Raw genomic sequence first — 20,975 nt, 5'->3', positions numbered from 1 at the left:
GGAGTTCGTGAGATCGTGCTTCGGCGCCAGGCCCACCCTACGTGGAGAAGGCCATGAGATTTGCGGTCGCTTCATTGTTGCTGGCAATTGCGCTCGGATTGGGTGCGGCCGTGGGAATTATGCCTGCTGCCGCCCGGACCTTCACTGAATTCATGCTGCCTCCCGCCAGCCGTCCGTCCGCAATCACCACTGGGCCAGACGGTGCGCTCTGGTTCACCGAGGCAGCGGGCAAGATCGGGCGAATGACCATCGATGGCAGCATCACCGAATTCCCGATCAAGGGCGGCGGCGTTTTGCATTCCATCACGACGGGGCCTGACGGCGCGCTGTGGTTCACCGAGTTCACGGCGAAGAAGATCGGGCGCATTCCGACGACCGCCACCGTCGAAAACCTAAAGCTGACCGAATTCGCAATCCCTGGATCGACGGGGCCACTTGGCATCACGACCGGGCCAGATGGTGCCTTGTGGTTCACCCAAGCGGTTGGAGATAAAATCGGGCGGATCACGACGACCGGCGAGGTCACCGAATTCAGGATTCCCACCGCCAGGAGCGGCGCGATCGCAACTGGGCCCGACGGCGCGCTGTGGTTCACATATTTTCGCGGCAAAGTCGGGCGGATGACTACGACGGGCGCGGTCACCGAGTTCACGATCTCCCCAGGAATAGTAGCCCCGCGGGTATTACGAGCGGGCCAGATGGCGCACTGTGGTTCACCGAGTCGGTTAGTGGCAAAATCGTGCGAATGACCACCGATGGCGAGATGACCGAATTCGCCCTTCCTAATCCTGATGCCCAGCCATGGGGCATCGCGACGGGGCCAGATGGTGCCTTGTGGTTTACCGAAGCCAGTTGCGTTCGCCAGCAAGCTTCGCGCTGCATCGTTGGCAACAGAATCGGTCGGATCACGACCAGCGGTTCAGTCACCGAGTTCGCGATTCCTTCGGACGGTAGCGAAACCCACAGCATCACGACCGGGCCGGATGGCGCGCTGTGGTTCACTGAGTATTATGGGAGCAGAATCGGACGCTTGGTGCTTCCTTGATCGTCAACGGTTCGTTGCGATTGCACGATCGGCGTCCCCACGATGCATTAACTTCACGAACCATACATGGCGGGGTCTAATGTCCCCAACACGCTGACGACGCCCACGACGACTAGGCCCACCACCTGCTCCCCAAGAACGTGACCGCGAAGCTTTGCCAGCATGCTTTCGGACCCGTTCGCAGTCGGCGATTGGGCCATAGCCGGAACAAGCCAGAACCGGTTGGCGGCAGCCAACAGCACCATTAGAGCGAACAGCCCCGATTTCACCAACAGCAGCTGACCGTAAGTCGTAGAGATCAAGTGCGACAGAGAGCCGACGAGGAACCAACTATTGATCGAACCGGAGGCAAGGAGGACCGCTACCGCAGCGTAGCCCATTCCGGAAAAACGCGACAAGACGCGCACGACTCCTCTATTCGGTACCCTGACCTTCTGATTGGAAGCGAGAAAGAGACTTAGAGGCAAAAGACCGCCCAGCCAAGCGCCAGCCGCAAGCAGGTGCGCTACGTCGCTAGTGACGTGAATGCGTGCCGAGGTCCCTTCGTTGACCTGGGTGTGCCCAATTCCGGCCAATGACACGAGGAGGATCGCTGCGAGAAACGTCACAATTGCGATCGCACGACGGTTCAAGTGAGATACGCCAGGCAACTGGATCGCCGCAACGAGGAGAATCATAAGCGGTGCGCGCACCGCCCATACGTGACCGAAATCGGTGTCCCATAGCACTGATGCCAACGTGTCACGATCCACGGCGTCTGCAAGCTCCCCGGACATGTTCGCCACGGTCAAGCCGAACCAGGCAAGGCCGCTTAAGAGCGCGCCAAGCGCGGCCGTGATCAGGATAGGATTCAGTTGGCGCCCAAGTCGCTCTGAGCTGTCGGCGCTCAGGCACGAATAGAGCGGGAAGAGTGCAGCACCGAAGGAAATAATGACGCAGGACAGATGAACGAAGCGGGCGCCAACGAGGCCCGCCTCCAGCATCATTGCGAAACCTTGAACGAGAAGTGGCCCTTCACCTTGTGGGTATCGGCTGAAACAGCATGCCACTCGACGTCGTAAATTCCGGCAGACAGCGACTTGACGATCGGAACGACAAGCTGTCGCTTATCATTCGGATCGATGGATGGACCTTCCGTCTGGATGAGAGCGCCCCTGCTGTCCTTGATTGTCAGCCCTGAGAATTTAGGGATGACATTCTCGCTGAAGGTCAATCGAACCTCTTTCGGAGGCGGTACCGTGGCATCCTGTCCGGGATTGCTGGCTTGGAGGGCCGGGTGAGCATAGGCCGATCCGGCCATGAGACCACTCACAAGAATAGCCAAGCTCGCGACAACACGTAGCATCGTCTCTCCTACCTAATTCGCACTCGTTCGGCCTAATTCGTGCACGTTTGGATATCGCCTTATGTCCAAATCCGGTCGCCGTATCAGCCTTTTTCGCTGGGCACAATCCATTTGCGGCGCAAGGCGCCTGCGGATCATGTCCTAGTCATCGTGATCGCCACCATTCCAGTCATGGTGCGGGCCACGGTGCCAATCGTCATGGCGCCCCTCGTGCGGGCCGTTGTGCCTGCCATAGTGCCAGCCATAGTACGGATCCCAATGGAACCCGCTGTGCTGACCATAATGCGGTCCGGAGTGCCAATCGTGGTGCCAGCCGGAGTGCCAATCGTGTTCGCGGGGTCGGTACCAGCCTTCCTCATCATGGGCACTCGCGGCGTGCGTCAACGTCACAAGTAGCGCGGCTCCGCCGACGAGGCACAACACCGGTCTTAGGCTCTTCTTTTGAAGCTCGTTCGCGTCCATCATCGTCCTCCGCGAGCGTGAACTGACTCGGAACCGTAAGAGATCCCATCCGATGGACATTTTCGAAGAGGCGAGCTGAACGAGATCGGAACGGCAAGTTTAATTTTGGTTCATCGGCCCCTGCCCGTCCGGCACGATTGGACCGACGGACTTCACCTCCGGATTGCCGCCTCCATTTGGTGCAAGCGCGTTGCAGCAATTGCGGTCGCGTCCCTGAAACTATGGAGCGGCATCTGCATAAGCATTCCGCTCGCGCTTCGCGCGGGTGTAAAATGTCAGCAGAATGTGCGTCCCGTAGTCGGACGGCTGACGTAGATTACTGGTCGAGATCAGGCAGGCCCTCGACAACCAGGAGTAACGACCATGAAAACCACCACTAATTTGTGCTTGGGGGCGGCGTTGGTTCTCTGCATCGCAACCTCGAGCTCAACTCTCGCCATGGCTCAAGGAATGCAAGGCATGGGTGCCGACATGATGCAAGAAGGCAGCGCGTCCAGGACTACAACTTCCAACATGCCCGAGCATGGGATGAGACAAGGCATGATGGATTCCGGGATGATGCGACGCGGCATGGAGCAAGGCATGATGTGTCCGATGATGGGCGGCATGATGCAGGGCGGCATGGGCCAAGGGATGATGGGGTCCAACATGATGGGGCAAGGAATGATGGGCTCCGACACGACGCGCGGCGGCACAGGCGGAATGTTTGGATCGCACGTGACCCCGATGATGAACCTGTCCGTCGAGGACGTGCGAAGCTATCTCGGCGTGCAGCTCGAGCGGCTCAACAATAAGCGGCTGAAGATTGGTAACGTCAGTGCCGACGGCGGGAGTATTAGTGCCGCGATCGTTACTGTCGACAATTCACTTGTGCAAAACCTGAAAGTCGACCGCCACACCGGGACCATTGAGTACGAAAACTGAAGCAATTTCTCGCCGGATGAGAGTTGGATGCAATCTGCCCCGCTGTGCCGATTGCGATAGTATATGCCCCCGCTGGGTGGCCTGTCTGAGAAATGCGAGGAGATCAGCGCGTTGCTGATCATTCTTGATGCCTGCGAACGTCATCTCATTGCCGGGTACGAAATGTTGCGGGTCCTTAAGCCACTGGTCGAGGGTGCCGATCGTTCCAGAGCACTCCCGAACTCTTCAGGGCGGAAGAGTAGCGTGGGAAGCTTGCCAAGGCTCCTGCCTTGCGGTTCCAAAGCTCCGCCAGACTTGGGCCCGTCATATTTCGGTTTGGCTCGAGCGAATGGCAGGCGGCGCACGCGGTAAATACGTGCTGGCCGCGCGTCGCATCTGCTTCGCCCGGCCGCGCTCGCGAACATCGTGATGGGCGCAATCGGAAGAAGCCGGTTCATCATTGCCTCCCTCGGAGCCAGGCGCTTATCGTGGTCGCGCGCTGCCCTCGTACATAAACGTCATCGGCTTCGGGCCGCGCATGTATCCGGTCTCGAGTCGATCGAACTGGAAACCGGCGTCCTCGATCAGCGTTCCGATGGCGCGGTTGAGATGGCAACCGCCACCGATCCGTTTCCAAATCGGAGTCAGACGATCCCGCCACCGCACCACGCTTGGGTCGGGGGCGCGCCCGTGTTCCACGAACAAGAGACGCCCGGCGGGCCTAAGCACGCGACGCATTTCGCCCAGCGCACGCGAGGCATCTGGAACGCTGCACAACGTCCAGGTCGTTACGACGGTATCGATGCTTGCGTCCTCCAGTGGGATCTCTTCGGCCGAACCCTCTACGAATTCAACTTTGCCCGACCCCGGACGCTCGGTGCGGCGCGCCATGGCAAGAAGCTTCGGCGAAGGATCAAGGCCGATCACCTGCTGTACCGTCGGCGAATAGAACGGCAGGTTCAGCCCGGAACCGATCCCGATCTCGAGCACGCGGCCCTGAGCCGCCGGGACAACGCGTCGGCGGTAGGCGGCGAGGTTCTTCTGCCGCATCGAGAAATTGATCAGGATCGGAAGGATCTGCTCTTGATAAATGCCCATAGCGACATTCGCTCCCAATAATCATCGGATGTGCTCTGCTCACAGCTCAATGCCGATCGCTATTGCTTTGCAGTGGTCTCTTTGCTCCTCGCCTCCGCCGTTAGCGCCTGGAGGGCTTTCACGTCCATTGCGCCCGTGGTGATCTTATCGCCGATCGCGAAGCCGGGCGTGCCAGTGATGTGCAGCGCTTGCGCGAGCCTGAAGCTGCGGGTCGGCCGACTCGGCTTGCTCCATCAACGGGGCCATCATGCGGCAATACGGGCAATTGTAGTCGAAGAACTCGGCGACCGTGGCATTGCCGTCCGGATTTCCGCCAACGGGACTGCTTGGATCATGGAATACCTCGTCGGCATGCGCCTTCAGAGCCGCCTCGGCTTCGTTGGCGGCCTGCTCGCCGCGTTGCGCCTCGAGGCGATTGATCGCTTCTGCGATGATCTCGGGATGCTCCAGAATGTAGCTGCGCACGCGCTGTTCGAATTCGTGTTGCGGAACACCGATACGATCGTTGAGCCCGCCTCGCAGCTGCAGAGCATTGCGCTCGGATGCGAACCAGGTGCCGCCCGCGATCAGCAGGACTAGCGGCAGAAGCACCCAGCCCACCAGTTTCCACCGCCGTGGTGGCGCGCTGTGGTTACTCATCTCTCCTCCCTGTCGCATCGCGGTCGTCCTGAAGACGCTATTTCACTGATCCTTGGGCGACAGATTGCCGGTTCGCTGGAGGCCGCATCATCGGCTCAAGCTCAACCAACCTCATTCTTTCATCGTGTCGTCGTGATGATGCATCATGGGAGCCATGTCACTGGGCCGCATGGCGCCGACCTTCGCAACCGGAACCGTGACGTCGACTTTGCCCGCCTTGGCAAACGTCAAACTTAGAGAGAAAGTCTGACCTTCTTTGAGCGGCTGCTTCAAGTCGACGAGCATAATGTGCATGCCGCCCGGATCGAATTTGGTCTTTGCATGAGGTACCAGATCGACGACGGGCATTTCGCGCATACGGGACATGCCATTCTCTTCTGTGGTGCTGTGAAACTGAACCTTGTCCGCAATCGGCGTCGTCGCGCCCAACAACTGGTCTGGGGATTCGCCGTTATTGATCAATGTAAGGTATGTTGCGCCGGTCTTGGCTCCGCCGGGCGTCGCTCGCGCCCAAGGTCGCTCGACTACGATTGAGCTCGAACCTGACATTTGCGCGTTAACCTGAACGCTGGCTGCCAAAACGAATGCGATGCTCAAGATCGGCTTGATTGGTTGTTTCATCAGTCGTCCTATCCGTTCTTGTGGACCATTTGCTTGCGCAGCCAAGCAGCGATCTCATCTCCACCTTCGCTGCTCTGGATCACATTCGCGAATCGCCCCTGTGGATCCATCAGATAGAGGTACGCGCTGTGCGAGACCGGATAATCGGCGTAATCCACTTCGGATTTCTGCGCTTCGGCGTACACGCGATATGCCCTCAGCACGCCGTCGATCTGCGCCTGGTTTCCAGTCAGGCCGACAATGCGAGAATCAAAGGACTTCAGGTAATCAGTCATGACGACAGGGGTGTCGCGCTGGGGGTCGACCGTGACAAAGAGCGGTTGGAGCTCGCTGGCATTTGGGCCAAGCTTTTCCAAGGCCGCACTCATGTTGGTGAGCGCGGTCGGACACGCATCCGGACAGAAGGTGTAGCCGAAGTAGATCAGAAGCCACTTGCCGCGGTAGGTCTCATCGCTCACTGTCTTGCCGTCGGTCGTTACCAGCGTGAACGGCCCGCCAATCGCTGCCGTGCCAGACGTGACGACCTTCGGATACGGAGTCGCCACAAACCATGCCTCAGCCAGCGCGATCGCGCCGGCGGCCGCAACAAGAGCTATGATGGTCAGGCGTCTGGTTCGTGTCTTCATCGACGGCTACTGTTTGGCCTTGGCATCCGGCGATCGAGGAGCGCGCCACTGGTCGTTGGGTCGGCCACTGCTGTCATCTCTGCCCATCATCGCGCCGCAATGGTTCATCATCCCTATCCGTTCCATCATTCCGCTCCCCCGACCCATCATTCCGACCATCGTCGTGGAGCTGGACGAGGCGTGATCGTCGGCATAGAGAGCCGGAGCCATGGTCACTGCGGCGACCAAGAACGCGGCGAATACAAGCAGAGTTCTAGCGGTTGATTGCATGTTCGGTCTCCTTTCGTCGGTTTCCGATTTCCGCAGGCTCGCCGCGCGTTCTTTCGGCGGCGTCCCCAGGATTTCGGTCTGGACCCCGACCCTGAGCGACATCTGCCGTTGCCTGGTCAAGGACCGGAGAATTCGTTGCCTGCCAGCCGACATTCGCTGCGCTTTGTGATGTGGAGGTTGCGCAAGAGCGGCCGATCAGGCGGTTCATGCACAGACCGAGCCCGCACATCACCAAGCATGGCAGTACGCTCAGCAGGACGGGCGCAATACCGGCAGCCACGAGCCAGTTCCATCCGAACGCGGTGCCGACGATCACGGCGATAACCGCGAGGATAACCAGTGCGCGCCGCTCCCCAAGATAACGCCAGGGCCGCCACGCGCGTACAGCAGAGATATCATCTGCTCTTATTTTCGTCTGAGGAGTCATCAGCTGTTTCTCTATTGAGGATCACTTCGTTAATGGGCGACATCAGCCAGTCGAACACACGCCGGAGCAGGCCGAGCGACGCGTGCAATCGATCAGGGTCTTGCCGCTGAGCGAAGCGATCGCCGGTATTGGTCATGACGGCTCGGAGCGTGTCGGCGATTTCTGGGGAATCCCACTCGGCCGGGCCAAGCGCGCGCCCGACTTCCTGGCCAGCGCGATCGATAATGAGCGTCGTCGGCAAGCCGATCGCGCCTACAGCACGCAACGCCTGCCCGGAAGGGTCGGTGTAAACGGCAAGGTTGCGAATGGTGACCTCGGAGTAGAACTTGCGGACGGCTTCGTGCCCGCCGCGATCCACCGAGAGAGGTACAACTTCGAGCTCGGCCCCGCCCAAGGCCGCTTGCAGCCGATCGAGCGCGGGCATTTCCTTTCGGCAGGGCACGCACCAGGTGGCCCAGAGATTGAGGACCACGACCTTTCCTTTGAAGTCAGCCAGACTTCGCGGTCGGCCTTCCTCATCACTGAACTGAACAGCGGCGACAGGTCTTGGGCTGTTATGCAGGACCACCTTTTTCGCTGGCTCCTGAGCAACGGCCAATTGAGTGGCCGCTGCGAGTGCGATTGCGACAGCGATCGCGGACTGAATCCGGCCGATACAGGGGACAAGCATCATTGCTGCTCAACCTTTCCGATCGATGGCAGGATCGCATCCACAAGCCGTTTGGGGACGATCGTTGGCCAACGTGCTTGTGGGGCGATGCGGGCCGACCTCGCCCGCTACCGACTGGCTACACGGTGGCGTAGACGGTCGGTGCCTTGTCATCCTTAGTCACGGCGTAGATAACGAATTTCTGCGTCTTCGGGCCGGTCATGCCGGGGGAGCCGGTCGGCATCCCGGGAAGGGTGATCCCCGCAATCGGCGGCCGCTCGGTCAGAAGCTTACGGACCACCTCCACCGGAACATGCCCATCGACCACGTAGCTGCCGACAAGCATCGTGTGACAGCCTTGATATTTCGCTGGCACGCCGGCATTTTGGCTGATCTCGGCGAGATCGTTGGTGGGCTTCACGTCAACGGCAAAGCCGTTCTGCCGAAGATACGCGGCATAGCCCTCGCAGCAGCTGCATTGCGGATTCTTGTACAAGGCCGCCTGGGTCGGAGCGGCAAACACTGGCAGCGGCAGCACGAGCGTCGTTAGCGCAGTACCAAGGAAGAATGTCCGCCTATTCATGTCGTTTCTCCTTTGCAAAGATCGGGTTGCTCATGCAACGCGTAGCACCGTCATCATTCCTGACGCCTGGTGGTCGGTGACATGGCAATGCAGCATCCAGTCGCCGGGATTGTCGGCGACAAAAGCGATCTCGACCGTCTCTTTCGGCCGTACGAGAACGGTATCGGCCCACTGCCGGTGCGGCACCGGTGCGCCGTTGCGGCTCAGGACGCGGAAACTGTGCCCGTGGAGGTGCATCGGATGCCACCAAGCGGTCTCGTTGCGCATCGACAGCACGCAGCTTCGTCCGCGCCGGAGCGTAAACAGCGGCGGCATCCCGGCGTGACCGTCGCCTGTCATCGAATGACCATTGATGGACCAGTTGGCTTTGTTGCCCATGCCCATCATTCCGCCCATCCCCATCATGCCGCCGCCACCCATCATGCCGCCCTGCAGCAGCAGTTGGCGCCGTTCGGCGGCGGTCAAGTCCGGCTCTGGCAAAGGATTGCGTGGCAAACGGAGCGGTGAATCGAGGCGATGCGCGCGGAGTGGCGGCTCGTCTTTGTAAGCGAGTTGAGTGAGCCAATAGGACAGGTCGTCGTAGAAATCGTCGACCACGCGGTATCGCCGTCCCGGTTCACCCTGCATATCGAGGATGAGGTCGACGCGCATTGCGGGAGCAAGAAGCAGGCGACCATTGTCCGGCTCATGCGGTTCGCAGGGCTGGCCGTCGATCGCGACGATTGTCGGACGATGGCCCTCGAAGCGCAGGGACATGATGCGAGCGAGCGAGGTGTTGATGAGACGCAGGCGAATGCGCTCCCCTGCCCGTACTGACTCCTCTTCGGACACCACACCGTTCACCGTGACGGTGTTGCCGACGCGGCCGGACATGGCGGCTTCCATGCCGTTGCCGAATCCAGACGCGATTTGCGCGTCAGATTTGAGCCGCCAGTCGCTCAACACCCAGACAACGTCGCGGTCGACCGGTACGGGTTCCGGCTCTTCAATGATCAGAGCTCCGGCCAGGCCGCGCCCCAGTTGCTGCAGACTATCGGCATGCGGATGGTACCAGAACGTGCCGGCGTCGGGCGGCGTGAATTCGTATGTGAAGCTTTCGCCAGGCTTGATCGGCGGCTGCGTGAGGCCGGGAACGCCGTCCATGGCATTCGGCAGACGTATGCCGTGCCAGTGGACGGTCGTATCTTCCGGTAACTGGTTTCGCACCACCAACCGAACGGGCTCGCCTTGGCGGAGCCGGATGTCGGGACCAGGGATGCGATTCCCGTAACACCAGACATTTGTTTCCGTGTCAGGCGAGCCAACGAGGGACACGCGACCGGGCGCCGCGGAGAGCTCAATAACCTTGGGTTCCACCGGTGCGGCTCGCGGTATTCCCGGGAACAGGGCGGAGGCCGCAACTGCGGTACCGCCTAGCAGCAGTGCGCGGCGACTGATCGTCGGACTCAAATCGGAATGCATGAAAGCCGATCCTGGACGTTGATCCGATGCCCGTGGCCAAGAGCCCACGTGCGTCATCACGATACGCTGTCGATGCGGTGGGCATCGTGCGCGCCAAAGGTCACATCGCGACCAGCGATGCGCCTTTAGTTCAGGACGGCAGGTCTGGGAGGATACGGGTCAGGCGGGATCGTATGCCCCGCAAGAATTGGGCTGAAGCAATCTCGCGCCGTCTCGACCGAGGATAGCTCAAACAGCGGTCCAAAGACGGGCAAGGCCACGAAACTTCCGCAAAAGGCGGAGCATGCCGCGGCCGTCATGGCCTTCTGATCGTCGCCGCAGCCGTGACATTTGCCTTTCATCGGCATATCGGTCGCGGCAGCCATGACCATGCTCACGTCAGCATGCGCAGCACGTATGCCATGCGGAACCAGCCCCACGATGAACGTGAGGGCCAGTGCCAGTCTCATGACGCGGCCGAGCTTCTCCGACATGCGACTAAGATAACGACCAGCGCCGAGAATAGCTAGGCCATTGGCGGGAGCCGCAAGATCAACCGGCGCTGCAGTTCACGGGTTTGTGAGCCCGATATCCTGCCAGTAACAGGCTGGCTTTCGATCTCCATCTGCGCGCTGCTTACGGTCCCGAGAGGTATTTAACGAGCGCCGCAATGCCGAGAATGAGAAGGATGAGGATGAGTACTCCGATCAGACCCATCCCCCAACCCATGCCACCCATCATGTTCATCATGCCATCCATCATGCCTCACACTCCCTAAGTAGCCCGATGGCTTGGCTCGTTCATCATGCGCAGCATTGCCGGACCGCCGGTCCTTAGAAATCTCCAGACAAGCGCAGTTGCTAGCGCGAGAACGGCGATATTCAACACGGTGGTGTAGTTGAGTGCGATCGATGCTTCAGTCACCTTGGCGTGGCGGGCCACACCGCGGCCCAGTCCATCACAAAATAGTGGCTGATCGCGAAAGATCCGGTCGGAAACCCATTTTCAAGCAAATAATGCTGATGCCGGCATGCCGCGCTGCAGCCAAGTCGCGAGCTTTGGGCGCAATGGCGTTCCGGATGCCGGAAATGTCGACGCCCGCAAGCGCGAACATCCCGCCCTCAGAGCCGAAGTCATTCTGCATAACGACAACGATGACGGCGCTCTGTGTTGGGTTGATGGAAAGAGCCTCAGGCTTCGCTTCGATAACGATCTGCCCGGATGATCGCATGTCGTCGTCCCCTTGAACGAGCACTGAGGGTAAGCCTAGAGCATCGCGCCGACAACCCACATGGCGCGTCACGAAACGCCACTAATACGACGTCCGCACCTGGACCTGGCCCCAACTTGGACCTCTGGCGCGGTCCGCTATCGTGCCCACTATCAGAAGTACGCCGAACCTCATATGCGCCTTGATCTCCGGCTGGAAGCTGACTACGCGGATCGCCACCCTTGGTCTCGGCTTCGCGGATGAGGCGTTTCAGGCGCTGGCTACAGCCAGTTGCTCCGACAGACAGAGCGCAGCGAAGTGAACCCGCGCACGCCGAGACGGAGTTGCGGACGCGGATACTGTGGAGTTACTGTGCACTGCTTCGGAGCATGCGCCTATGCCCACAAATCCCTTCATCGATATCGGTCATTTCCTGAGTGCGATGACGGGCGACTATCTCAGTCTCGGAAACTGGCGCTATCTGATCCTGGCGCTGTTCTGGGCGCTGCTGTTCGCCAGCATTGCAGTGGCCTTGCGAAATTGGCAGGAGGATTCGGAGCAACGTACCGGCCGACATCTCGGAATCTGGCTGGTTCGGGTGCTGGTCGGCTGTATGTGGTTTCAGGGCATGTTATGGAAGCTGCCGCTACCTCTGTCGGGCGGTCTGCAATACTGGACCGAACAGGAATCGACCAACGCGGCGTTCGAGTTTCACCGCAGCTTCATGAAGGATGTCGTGCTCCCGAACATGACCATCTTTGGGCCAATCGTCTTTGTTGCTGAGCTGGCATTCGCTGGGTCGATGATGCTCGGGCTTGCGGTGCGATTGCTGGGCGTGCTGGCCATCGCCTATGTGTTGCAGCTCTGGCTCGGCCTGTATGGCAATTCGTCCGAGTGGCCGTGGACGTACATCTTTTTGGCCATGCTGATGTTCCTGTTCACACTCGATGGCGCCGGCCGCAGTCTTGGCCTTGATGCCTGGTTGCGCCGCAAAATCCCTGCGGTGCGCGACGGGAAGGGATTAATCGGCGGGTTTTTCCACATGGCGGGCTAGTTGCGATCGTTTGAGTGAGAGAGTGACGACGTTGAGCCAACCTCGTGAACTCACAAGAGCCGACCAGCCGCACGAGATGCTTGGCGGGCATTTGATCGCTCTATTTCGCGCAGCCTCGCTTCTTGCGGTGCTGGGCCCAACTTGCTCGTACGCGGCCGATATCGGTTATCTGGCCCCATCAGGCGTCTCGGCATCGGAGTTCCCCTCGCCCCAGCGCCCGGTTGCGCCGATTGTCAGCCCAGGCCGCTCCGACGAGAGGCACCGTGACTCCCTGGATGAGACCGGCGAGATTGCTCGGCGTCTTGTGTTGAAGCCCGGCATGACGGTCGGTGATATCGGCGCCGGCCGTGGCTACCACACGGTTCGGCTCTCGCCCCTCCTCGCCTCCAAAGGCTCCGTCATTGCTGAGGACGTCACCCGAGATTACCTCATCGAGCTCGCCAAGCGCGTCGAGCGTCTTCGACTGACAAACGTCACATTAGCGCTGGGCGAACCGCACGACCCACGCCTGCCCGCCTCCTCGCTGGATGCCGCCATCCTCGTGCACATGTATCACGAGATCGCCCAACCCTATGCCTTTCTCTATAATCTCGCGCCTGCCTTGAAACCGGGCGCGCGGATCGGAATTGTCGACCTTGAGCGTCCGACCTCCGAACATGGCACGCCAATTGAGCAGTTGCGTTGCGAAGCGAGCGCCGTCGGTTATCGCGAGATCGCCACATATCAGCTCGCAGGCGATGGCGGATACCTCGCTGTCTTTTCCCCGCCGAATAAGGAAAATCGAAAGTCTCCCCGGGATATCGTTGCCTGTGAAGATCGTGCCGGCACGCACTGACTAGCTCCTCTTGCCGTGGTCTCGCAGCTCGAACGCGAGACGAACAAACGTCGCCGAAATCGACCAGGCTGCCTTGATGCCAGCGATGAGATTGCCGGAGACCTTCGACACTCCGCCGATTCGACGCCGCTGTCCGACAGCGATCTCAAGCATCGGTACACGCGCCGCGGCGACCCGCATCAACATCTCCAGATTCCAGCCAAATGTCTCTTCCTTCATATCGAGACGTATGAGCGCATCCCGCCGGATAGCGCGAAACGGCGACAGATCCGTGAAGTTTGCGCCATAGACGAAGCGCAGCAGAAGCCTGCCGACGTGGGCAGCGATGACCTGCTGTGGTGCCAGGCTGCCGGGCTCACGTGGGCCGCGAACACGCGAGCCGAGTACGAAGTCGGCTTGCCCAGCAATGATCGGCGACACCAGATCAGGAATGAATTCCGCAGGATCGCTGCCATCGCCGTCGAGAAAAACCAGAATGTCGGCGTTATCGCGCACAGCGGCGATGCCAGCCTGGATCGCGCGCCCGTAGCCGCGTCGCGGCTCGACAATTACGCGCGCTCCGGCGGCCTCAGCGCGCTCGACCGTACGATCTCGCGAGACCCCATCGACCACGATGACCTCGCTTACATTCTGGCCGAGCACCGCCGTCACGACCCAGCCGATGGCCGCTTCCTCATCAATGCAGGGAATGATCGCCGAAACCACCGGCCGGCGCTCGCTCTGTTCGCTCGCCTTGATCACCTGGCTCACAGGCTCCAGCGCAGGCCGCAATTGGCGCAGCACTTGGGTGGCTCGTCTGACAAGAGCGCTGCCCGAAAGTCCCGGTAGGCGGGCCCATTCCAGATGTCCCGCAGGGCCTGCTGCCGGGCATGACCGAGGGTGTAGTTGTCATAGCCATGCTGCGAGAACGGCGCGATACAGCATGGCAGCGCACGGCCATTGGCCGTAAAGTACATCAACGACCATGGCCGCCGGCAGAGCGACCATGGCGAAAGGTCTCCGCCACCCTTGAGGCTTAAGCTGGGCTCGCTCGTTGCGCCCGATGCGCTGAAGGTCATGCCAAGGGAGCGCGCGAGCTCCTCAGCCTGCTTCAGGTACGCCGCTTCCTCCTCCGTCAGGCGCTCGAACAGCGCCTGATCCGGCCGCGCCTTGCCAATGGCGGATTCATCGAAGAATACGAGCCGTTGCAGATAGACTTCCTTGACGCTGATCTCCGCCGCAATTTGCACAAAGGCCGGAAGCTGCTCGACAGTCTCTCTCAGACCGGTCAGCCAGAAGGATACCAGCGGCTTAGAGTGGCCCTCCCGCTCCTGTAGTTCGCGAAATGCTCGCACGTTGCGGATGATGCGGCCGAAATAATCTCTGCCGCGGATCGCCTTGAAGCTCTCGCGATTTGACGCGTCGAGAGAGACGCGCAGTTCATCAAGGCAGGCGTCGATCAGCGCACGGCCGTTGCGCTCACTGAGAACCGTTCCATTTGTGTTGAAGACGACATAAACGCCACGATCCTTCAGGTATCCGACCATGCGGGGCAGATCAGCGACCAGCATCGGCTCGCCGACGCCGTGCAGAACCGCCCGCGCAAGACCGGGGACCTGATCGACAATCGATACGAACAAGTCCCAGCTCATGTCCGCCGGCGGCTCGAGCTGCTCGTAGGTGCGCGGGCAAGTGGTGCACAAAAGATTGCAGCGGTTCGTCACCTCCAGATAAAGGCAGACTGGCGGGCGCTGGGCGACCTCGGTGCGCTCGCCCGCGACCGACTCGTGGTAGCGGCGCGGGTCGAACGGCGCGTGAGGGTTTTGCGCTTCGCGGGAAAGGCTCATTGCAACAGCCTTGCCTCTATGGTCCGCGGCATGCGGGTCCTCCAGACGACGAAGGCCCAAGCCAGCAAAAGACCTCCAAACAGGATTGATTTGCTTACCACCCTTGGAATGTAGAAGTCCCAGTCGAGTTGTTCGGACAGCAACAGCGCTCCGATCGAAACGACCCAGGTGGGCGCGGAGCCGCACAAGGCGGCAAACGGCGCAACAATCAGAAAATACCAGGGGTAGTTGGGCGACCACAACAGGAAAGCAAGAAGCAACAGCATGTTAATGTCGGCAACACGCGACGCGATGCTGTGATCAGAGCTGCGGGCAACCGTGAGCCCCTTGAGCATGAGGACCAGCCCCGCCAGTGCCACGTAGACGGCAACGTCGCGCTCATGCTCGCCGAACACAAGCCGCCAGAGCGACAACAGCCAGATATCGTTGCCGGCAACGATCCCCTCTTGGTTGAAATAGCCCTTGGTCAGGAACCCGAGAACGCCCCAGCCGACCGACAGATAAGGAAGGTAACAAAGCGCGATGACGGCGATCACAACGAGCGGCATTTTAGGGTCCCACGGCCGCCAGATCCCGGCGAGCACCGGCGCCGCATACGGTTTCACCAGCGTCGATAACGCGATCACGGCGGCCCCGCGCAGAGCGGAGCCGGTCAGGGCAATCCATAGGCCCAGCAGCACCAGCGCGACCATGAGCGCGTCGACGTGGCCGCTGTTGGCGATCTCCCACAGCGGCAGCGGATGCCAGAGATAGGCGATCACGCGCGTCACCGGGCGGTGCATGCGCCGCAGCAGCAGCATGATCATCGTGACGGTGACGGCCTCGCACCCCAACAGTGCGAGGCGCATCGTCGTCACGCTTTCACCAATCCGCGTGACAACGAGGAAGAAAAACTGCGCGACGGGAGGATAGATGGTGACGGCAGAGTCGGCACGGTTGATGTGCGGCAAGATCGCCCCGTCGCGCAGAGATGCCAATGCCTCATGAGCCGGGAAATAGCGGTACGGATTGATACCTGCGGCCTGAACCCTGCCATCCCAGACATAGCGATAGATGTCATTGGACAGAAGGGGATCGAACGCCAGCACATAGGCTCTCAGAACGATCGCCAAGCCAAAAATGAGCCATAGCGCGCGATCGGGTGGAGCCTGTTCGGCCATACTTGTCGCTAAGATCGTCAGCAGACCTGCAAGAATGGTCAGAGCAATGAAGGCATTATCACCGGCTGCCTCGAAGGCAAAGGGGGTCACCAGAGTGAGACCAAGCAGGACAACGCCAATACCGGCCAGCCGATGAAGCGGAGGCATTGTGGTAACCGAGCGCGCCAGTCCGCCGAATTGACTCGCAATGGTTCCCGCAATTGGCTTCATGGGTCTATCCGCTGCGCAGCCTTGAGAAAAACTCGGCTCGCCCGCGCCAGACCACCGCCGCGAAAGCGCGCCGAATTGCCGGCCAATTCGTCCTTAAGCCAAGTTAGCCCTTCAATGTCGTCGATATCGTACCATTCCGGCAGCAGTATCGTGGCAAGTCCGATCTCGGCGGCGCGATCGCATGTGCTGCGAGCTACAGTCTCCGTCCCCCATGCGATGCGCGTGAATAGCTGCCGATGTGGGCGCTTTAACCCAATGAGGTAATAACCGCCATCGCTTGCTGGCCCGAGCACCATTCTGTCGCCGGGCTCGCGAAGAGCTTCGATAGCCCGGACCAGGAAACGGGCAGGAAGGGTTGGGCTGTCGCCATTGACGAGCAAAACGCAGTCGTGTCCGTCGAGGAGATCGCGCGCGGCACCGAACAGCACATCTCCGAGATCGTCACCGACTTGCAGCAGAAGCCCGAACGTTGCGGGAAGCAGCTCCCGCATGATGTGCTCGACCCCCGCGGGCGCATAGACACCATAGCCGCGCCTGCCGAGGCTCTCCGGGACCGTCTCGACGGCGTCGGCGACGTCACGCAGAAAGCAAGCCGAGAGCTCCGAGGCGGCAACCGCGCCAATAGCCGTCGCAAGCCTGGTCTTTGCGCGGCCAGGCTGCGGCGCCTTACAGATGATCCCAATCGCCGCAACGCTCATAGCAGGAGCCGGGGCCGCGGGCGATCGGCCGGGATCGCGATCAATTGCCGCCACGCCAGACACACCTCCTTACGCAATCGCCGGTCGCTCGCAGCGCTTTTCACGACAGCTGACGAGCGCCGCCCCCCTGCTGCGATGATTGTCTCCGCCGGCCGCAGCCGGAACAAGCAAAAGGTGCGACCGACGTCTAAAAAATATCCTCCGGGTGACGTAACCAGATCGCTTTGAGCGGCGTAATAATTTGGGGGTACTTTGGCGTGGAGAAACCAACAGCGAGTATACGGAAGCGGTTGTGCCGCACGCTGGGCGTTCCGACCCGACAACATCCGCTGCAGTGCAATACAGCCGCCTGCAGCTAGTTCAATTCGACCGAGCACGACGGAGGGCTGTTATGGACCACGAGACTGCAGTTTCGCAGGCCAGGGAGATCGCCGACCGCATACTGGCGCCGGCGGCACGACAAAACGACAAGGATGCTCGATTTTCGTCGGAGGCAGTCGCGGCGCTCGGCTCGGCCGGACTGCTGGGGATGATGCTGCCCACCGAAGTTGGCGGCTCGGCTCTCGGACCAAGGACCCTCGCTGCCATCATTGCGATGCTTGCGGAAGCGGACGCGTCGGCCGCGATGGTCTATTTGATGCACATGTGCGCCACCGCGACGATCGCCGCGGCCCGTCCCGGTGCAGCCGTCGTGCAGACGTTGAAAGATATTGCAGCCGGTCAGCACCTCACCACGCTGGCATTCAGCGAAGCCGGATCCCGCAGCCACTTCTGGGCGCCTGTGTCGCGAGCGATCCGTAGTGGCACCAATGTGCGCATCACGGCCAAGAAATCGTGGGTGACGAGCGCCGGTCACGCGCAAAGCTATGTTGTCTCGGCGCTGGCTCCCGAAGGGAAGAGTCCGACCGATTCAACCCTTTACCTTTTCGCCGCTGGTGCGCCTGGACTGTCGGTCGCCGGCCCTTGGGATGGTCTCGGGATGCGCGCCAACGCTTCCGCGCCGATGATCCTTGAGGACGCCGAGGTCGGATCGAGTCTTCAGCTGACCGACGACAAAGCGGGCTTCAAGGCGATGCTGGAAATCGTGCTTCCGCTGTTCAACCTCGGGACATCGGCGGTCGCGCTAGGCCTTTGCCGGGCCGCCGTGGCGGGGACCACAGCTCACCTCAAGAGCGCTCGCTTCGAGCATCTGGGCCAGACCCTCGGCGAGAGCCTGCCGACGCTTCGCGCGCAACTTGCGACAATGCAAATCGACACTGATGGGCTCGCCGCGCGCGTCGACGATCTCGTCGGTCACCTCGAGCGCCCCCGAGATACCACCATGCTACGCGTGCTCGAGTGCAAAGCGTCGGCGGGTGATGTTGCTATCGGCGTCACTTCGGCGGCGATGCGGGTGTGCGGAGGTGCTGCGTTTTCCAAGCATCTGGCCATCGAGCGATTGTTCCGCGATGCCCATGCAGGCGCGGTCATGGCGCCGACGGGCGATGTTCTGCGTGAATTCATCGGCAAGGCCGTGTTGGGAATACCGCTGTTCTGAGCGCGGCAGGGTTGCCCTGCTGGCCGCGCTCGGATCGCGATTGATCGCATTTGAAATCAGGCGTGACAGGCGAGGAGTAATCATGAGCCAGACGATCTGGGTAGGTGCCGTCGCATACGATCCGAAGGTGGTCAGTATCTGGGAGGGCATGCGACGCTACTTTCACGAGGAGGCGCATCTCGCCGTCGAGGTCGTATTGTTTCAGAGCTACGAGGCCCAGGTCGCAGCGCTGCTGGCCTTGCCGGGCGAGCGGCTGCCGCGGATCGACATCGCATGGAACACGAACCTCGCCTATATCCAGGCCGATGCCTGGAGCGACAAGCGCTGCCGCCCGATCGCGATGCGCGACACCGACGTCGGCTGGATGACCAAGATCGTTGCGGTCACCGGTGGGCCGGTCGCTACGCTTGGCGATCTCAAGAACCGGACCCTGGCGCTCGGGAGCCGCGACAGCGGTCATGCGGCAATCCTCCCGGTTTATTTTCTAGAGCGCGAGGGACTGATTGAGGGGAAAGACTACCAAACGCTGCGCTTCAACACGGATCTCGGTAAGCACGGTGACACGGGGACGAGCGAGTCCAACGTCGTTCGCGCGGTGCTCGACGGCCGCGCTGATGCCGGCGCAATCGGCAGCCCATTCTGGAACGCGGTGCGTACGGAGCGTCTGGTGCCGGAAGGTGCGCTGACCGAAATCTGGACCTCGCCGCCATATAATCACTGCATGTTCACTGCCCGATCCGATCTGGACCCCGCGTTGGAGCAGCACTTTGCCAAAGCACTATTCGCCATGAGCTACGACAACCCGACGCATCGTGCTGTGCTCGAGGCCGAAGGGCTGCGCCAGTGGATAGCGCCGCAGCTTGCAGCCTACGCCGAATTGCGGGAAGCATCGGCGCAACAAGGCTTCTTAACGCGCCCCTCGGCTTAGCGATAGAGAGCTCCGCCCCTATCAGGCGCAATTGAAGATCGTTGCCAACCGGCGCTGATGCTCTTTTTCGCGATCAAAGGCACGGCGCACGGCTGCAAAGGATTCGGCGAGCGGAAAGATGTCGTGGCTGACCAGCAGGTCATTGTCCTCTGCGCCGACCGGATGCCAAAACACGCCTTCGGCGGTAATCGTTACTTCAGGAACCAGATCCGCCCTAGCCAACGCAATGCCCTGTGTGGCGGAGCCTCGCAGGACAATTCGCCGGATCACGCGGTTCTCCTCGCTGACGTGATTGGCATCCAGGAAGCTGCGGAATTCCTCGGCTTCCGCGTCACTTGACACCGTCGCCGCCAATCGCACCCGGAATCCTTCGGCGCACGCCAGCTCAACTCCTCTCCAGGCGCGTGCCCAGGTTCCCTTTCCACGGTGGCCGTCGTGGCGCTCCGGCGTCGGACTATCCAGGCTGATCTGAAATGTTACGCGCTCGCGCGGCAATGAGCGCAGCGTTGCGAGCCGACGTCCGGCAAACAGCATGCCGTTGGTGAGGACCGTGGTCGGCGCCGCCGCTGCGCATGCGGCAAGGATCTCGCCGATATCTGGCAACATGAATGGCTCGCCGCCGGTCACAAAGATTTCCCCCACACTGAGCTCGGCCGCCTCGACAGCGATACGTCGCACGCGCTCGATACCAAGAGCCCGGCGCGGAGCTTTGGGTGAGGAGCGCACGCAGCAGTAATCGCAGCTTAGGTTGCAGTCGAAGTTCGTATAAAGCCATAGACGAGAGCCGACTGGCCGATCTTCGACGCTTTCAGGAGCCTCTCCGTACCGAACTACCCAGCGGGTGCGACCTTGTTCGACGGCCACGTCAACCAAACTGTTACGGGTGAAGCGACACCATGCCTCAAGGTCGGGGCCGATGCTTGGATCGCCGCTGATCAAGGCCACCAGATCGCCCTTACGGCTGCGGCGCAGCGCGTCTATCAAATCAGCCAGGAGGCCCGAGGCAAATGTCTTGGTGCCGGCATCGAGTTCGAGCTTAGCGGCCGTTCTCATAAGGCGATACTATAGGTTTTGCCCAAGGAAATCCAAAGCGGTGTTGGATGGTCGATCAGACGTTCGCGTCTGCAGCAAGGGTGTCGCACCAAAACCGATTTCATCAGAAGGCAATGAACAAGGACAATCCAGAGCGCAAGCCTGCTGCGCCGATCGGCTGGGATGTCTTTCCGCCCACAGGCATTCTGGCTTCTCATCCTCTACCAACTGCTCGACCGACGAGTCTGAGTAGCTGTTTTGGAATATCCGGCCAGGACGTGGCATCTCGAGATGACCACCGTTTCTTTCTTGCGAGCACGGACGGCGTCCAGGCTTGACCGTCGTCGCACTCTGATGGAGGCGAAGCCACTCCGTTC

The 20,975-nt window shown here is 60.8% G+C and carries 26 protein-coding genes; 7 read left to right on the top strand and 19 right to left on the bottom strand.

Annotation, left to right across the window (positions count from 1 at the left end; translation table 11 throughout):
• The first annotated feature begins 53 nt into the window (after positions 1 to 53).
• Together CWO91_RS43680 and CWO91_RS43675 are read left to right on the top strand one after the other, a co-directional pair.
• A complete protein-coding gene (locus CWO91_RS43680) occupies positions 54 to 749 on the top strand; it encodes a Vgb family protein (protein WP_208753000.1) in 696 nt (231 codons plus the stop codon).
• Complete coding sequence (locus CWO91_RS43675) at positions 683 to 1,045, top strand: Vgb family protein (RefSeq protein WP_433995549.1); 363 nt, start codon at positions 683 to 685, stop codon at positions 1,043 to 1,045. The genes CWO91_RS43680 and CWO91_RS43675 overlap by 67 nt, the downstream gene beginning before the upstream one ends.
• A gap of 53 nt (positions 1,046 to 1,098) precedes the next feature.
• On the opposite strand, the gene copD is transcribed toward CWO91_RS43675, so the two are convergent.
• Both copD and copC read right to left on the bottom strand, forming a co-directional pair.
• Entirely contained in the window at positions 1,099 to 2,031 is a 933-nt protein-coding gene (copD, locus tag CWO91_RS08445) for a copper homeostasis membrane protein CopD (protein ID WP_245471170.1), read from the bottom strand.
• Positions 2,028 to 2,390 carry a copper homeostasis periplasmic binding protein CopC gene (copC, locus tag CWO91_RS08440; RefSeq protein ID WP_130213052.1) on the bottom strand — a complete coding sequence of 121 codons (363 nt, stop codon included), beginning with the start codon at positions 2,388 to 2,390 and terminating at the stop codon, positions 2,028 to 2,030. Before copC ends, copD begins: the two co-directional genes overlap by 4 nt.
• An 825-nt stretch (positions 2,391 to 3,215) precedes the next feature.
• On the opposite strand from copC, the gene CWO91_RS08435 reads away from it, so the two are divergent.
• Positions 3,216 to 3,776, top strand: coding sequence for a hypothetical protein (locus CWO91_RS08435; protein ID WP_130213051.1), 561 nt, complete (start codon positions 3,216 to 3,218; stop codon positions 3,774 to 3,776).
• 175 nt (positions 3,777 to 3,951) lie between these two features.
• Here CWO91_RS08435 and CWO91_RS44110 read toward each other — a convergent pair whose 3' ends face one another.
• The 12 genes from CWO91_RS44110 to CWO91_RS08375 all read right to left on the bottom strand — a co-directional run bounded on the left by CWO91_RS44110 (position 3,952) and on the right by CWO91_RS08375 (position 11,339).
• Entirely contained in the window at positions 3,952 to 4,194 is a 243-nt protein-coding gene (locus CWO91_RS44110) for a c-type cytochrome (protein WP_245471169.1), read from the bottom strand.
• 44 nt (positions 4,195 to 4,238) lie between these two features.
• The gene (locus tag CWO91_RS08425; protein WP_130213050.1) at positions 4,239 to 4,853 is read right to left on the bottom strand and encodes a class I SAM-dependent methyltransferase; all 615 of its coding nucleotides are present in this window, start codon (positions 4,851 to 4,853) and stop codon (positions 4,239 to 4,241) included.
• A gap of 144 nt (positions 4,854 to 4,997) precedes the next feature.
• Positions 4,998 to 5,492 carry a thioredoxin domain-containing protein gene (locus CWO91_RS08420; protein ID WP_165405304.1) on the bottom strand — a complete coding sequence of 165 codons (495 nt, stop codon included), beginning with the start codon at positions 5,490 to 5,492 and terminating at the stop codon, positions 4,998 to 5,000.
• 111 nt (positions 5,493 to 5,603) lie between these two features.
• Positions 5,604 to 6,113, bottom strand: coding sequence for a copper chaperone PCu(A)C (locus CWO91_RS08415; protein ID WP_130213048.1), 510 nt, complete (start codon positions 6,111 to 6,113; stop codon positions 5,604 to 5,606).
• Between the two features lie 8 nt (positions 6,114 to 6,121).
• Positions 6,122 to 6,739 (bottom strand): SCO family protein, encoded by a 618-nt coding sequence (locus tag CWO91_RS08410; RefSeq protein WP_130213047.1) that lies wholly within the window; start codon positions 6,737 to 6,739, stop codon positions 6,122 to 6,124.
• Positions 6,740 to 6,745: 6 nt separating this feature from the next.
• Positions 6,746 to 7,111, bottom strand: coding sequence for a hypothetical protein (locus tag CWO91_RS42800; protein WP_165405303.1), 366 nt, complete (start codon positions 7,109 to 7,111; stop codon positions 6,746 to 6,748).
• Positions 7,112 to 7,404: 293 nt separating this feature from the next.
• Positions 7,405 to 8,109 (bottom strand): TlpA family protein disulfide reductase, encoded by a 705-nt coding sequence (locus CWO91_RS08400; RefSeq protein WP_245471168.1) that lies wholly within the window; start codon positions 8,107 to 8,109, stop codon positions 7,405 to 7,407.
• A 115-nt stretch (positions 8,110 to 8,224) separates the two neighbouring features.
• Positions 8,225 to 8,668 carry a DUF411 domain-containing protein gene (locus CWO91_RS08395; protein WP_130213045.1) on the bottom strand — a complete coding sequence of 148 codons (444 nt, stop codon included), beginning with the start codon at positions 8,666 to 8,668 and terminating at the stop codon, positions 8,225 to 8,227.
• Positions 8,669 to 8,698: 30 nt separating this feature from the next.
• Positions 8,699 to 10,129 carry a multicopper oxidase family protein gene (locus CWO91_RS08390; RefSeq protein WP_130213044.1) on the bottom strand — a complete coding sequence of 477 codons (1,431 nt, stop codon included), beginning with the start codon at positions 10,127 to 10,129 and terminating at the stop codon, positions 8,699 to 8,701.
• Between the two features lie 125 nt (positions 10,130 to 10,254).
• Complete coding sequence (locus CWO91_RS08385) at positions 10,255 to 10,578, bottom strand: hypothetical protein (protein ID WP_130213043.1); 324 nt, start codon at positions 10,576 to 10,578, stop codon at positions 10,255 to 10,257.
• A 166-nt stretch (positions 10,579 to 10,744) separates the two neighbouring features.
• Positions 10,745 to 10,870 carry a hypothetical protein gene (locus CWO91_RS44975; RefSeq protein ID WP_256477618.1) on the bottom strand — a complete coding sequence of 42 codons (126 nt, stop codon included), beginning with the start codon at positions 10,868 to 10,870 and terminating at the stop codon, positions 10,745 to 10,747.
• Between the two features lie 196 nt (positions 10,871 to 11,066).
• Positions 11,067 to 11,339 (bottom strand): hypothetical protein, encoded by a 273-nt coding sequence (locus CWO91_RS08375; protein ID WP_130213042.1) that lies wholly within the window; start codon positions 11,337 to 11,339, stop codon positions 11,067 to 11,069.
• 376 nt (positions 11,340 to 11,715) lie between these two features.
• On the opposite strand from CWO91_RS08375, the gene CWO91_RS08370 reads away from it, so the two are divergent.
• Positions 11,716 to 12,372: a DoxX family protein gene (locus CWO91_RS08370; RefSeq protein WP_130213041.1), complete on the top strand. Its 657-nt coding sequence runs from the start codon at positions 11,716 to 11,718 to the stop codon at positions 12,370 to 12,372.
• Positions 12,373 to 12,448: 76 nt separating this feature from the next.
• Positions 12,449 to 13,207 carry a class I SAM-dependent methyltransferase gene (locus CWO91_RS08365; RefSeq protein WP_130213076.1) on the top strand — a complete coding sequence of 253 codons (759 nt, stop codon included), beginning with the start codon at positions 12,449 to 12,451 and terminating at the stop codon, positions 13,205 to 13,207.
• Here the strand turns inward: CWO91_RS08365 and CWO91_RS08360 are convergent, their stop codons facing one another.
• Genes CWO91_RS08360 through CWO91_RS08345 form a run of 4 tightly spaced genes read right to left on the bottom strand, consistent with a single transcriptional unit; the run spans position 13,208 to position 17,101 of the window.
• Positions 13,208 to 13,990 (bottom strand): glycosyltransferase family 2 protein, encoded by a 783-nt coding sequence (locus tag CWO91_RS08360; RefSeq protein ID WP_208752998.1) that lies wholly within the window; start codon positions 13,988 to 13,990, stop codon positions 13,208 to 13,210.
• Complete coding sequence (locus CWO91_RS08355) at positions 13,954 to 15,033, bottom strand: radical SAM/SPASM domain-containing protein (protein WP_130213040.1); 1,080 nt, start codon at positions 15,031 to 15,033, stop codon at positions 13,954 to 13,956. The genes CWO91_RS08360 and CWO91_RS08355 overlap by 37 nt, the downstream gene beginning before the upstream one ends.
• Entirely contained in the window at positions 15,030 to 16,403 is a 1,374-nt protein-coding gene (locus CWO91_RS08350) for a glycosyltransferase 87 family protein (RefSeq protein WP_130213039.1), read from the bottom strand. The genes CWO91_RS08355 and CWO91_RS08350 overlap by 4 nt, the downstream gene beginning before the upstream one ends.
• Positions 16,400 to 17,101, bottom strand: coding sequence for a TIGR04282 family arsenosugar biosynthesis glycosyltransferase (locus tag CWO91_RS08345; protein ID WP_130213038.1), 702 nt, complete (start codon positions 17,099 to 17,101; stop codon positions 16,400 to 16,402). Before CWO91_RS08345 ends, CWO91_RS08350 begins: the two co-directional genes overlap by 4 nt.
• A 391-nt stretch (positions 17,102 to 17,492) precedes the next feature.
• On the opposite strand from CWO91_RS08345, the gene CWO91_RS08340 reads away from it, so the two are divergent.
• Together CWO91_RS08340 and CWO91_RS08335 are read left to right on the top strand one after the other, a co-directional pair.
• Positions 17,493 to 18,638 carry an acyl-CoA dehydrogenase family protein gene (locus tag CWO91_RS08340; RefSeq protein WP_130213037.1) on the top strand — a complete coding sequence of 382 codons (1,146 nt, stop codon included), beginning with the start codon at positions 17,493 to 17,495 and terminating at the stop codon, positions 18,636 to 18,638.
• An 82-nt stretch (positions 18,639 to 18,720) separates the two neighbouring features.
• The gene (locus tag CWO91_RS08335; protein WP_130213036.1) at positions 18,721 to 19,566 is read left to right on the top strand and encodes a phosphate/phosphite/phosphonate ABC transporter substrate-binding protein; all 846 of its coding nucleotides are present in this window, start codon (positions 18,721 to 18,723) and stop codon (positions 19,564 to 19,566) included.
• A gap of 21 nt (positions 19,567 to 19,587) precedes the next feature.
• Here the strand turns inward: CWO91_RS08335 and CWO91_RS08330 are convergent, their stop codons facing one another.
• The gene (locus CWO91_RS08330) at positions 19,588 to 20,619 is read right to left on the bottom strand and encodes an Rv1681 family radical SAM protein (protein ID WP_130213035.1); all 1,032 of its coding nucleotides are present in this window, start codon (positions 20,617 to 20,619) and stop codon (positions 19,588 to 19,590) included.
• Positions 20,620 to 20,975 lie beyond the last annotated feature (356 nt).

Origin of the sequence: Bradyrhizobium genosp. SA-3, from assembly GCF_004212635.1 — a bacterium.
In the GTDB taxonomy this organism is placed as follows: Bacteria; Pseudomonadota; Alphaproteobacteria; order Rhizobiales; family Xanthobacteraceae; genus Bradyrhizobium.
This window is presented reverse-complemented; position numbering and strand designations above follow the sequence as displayed.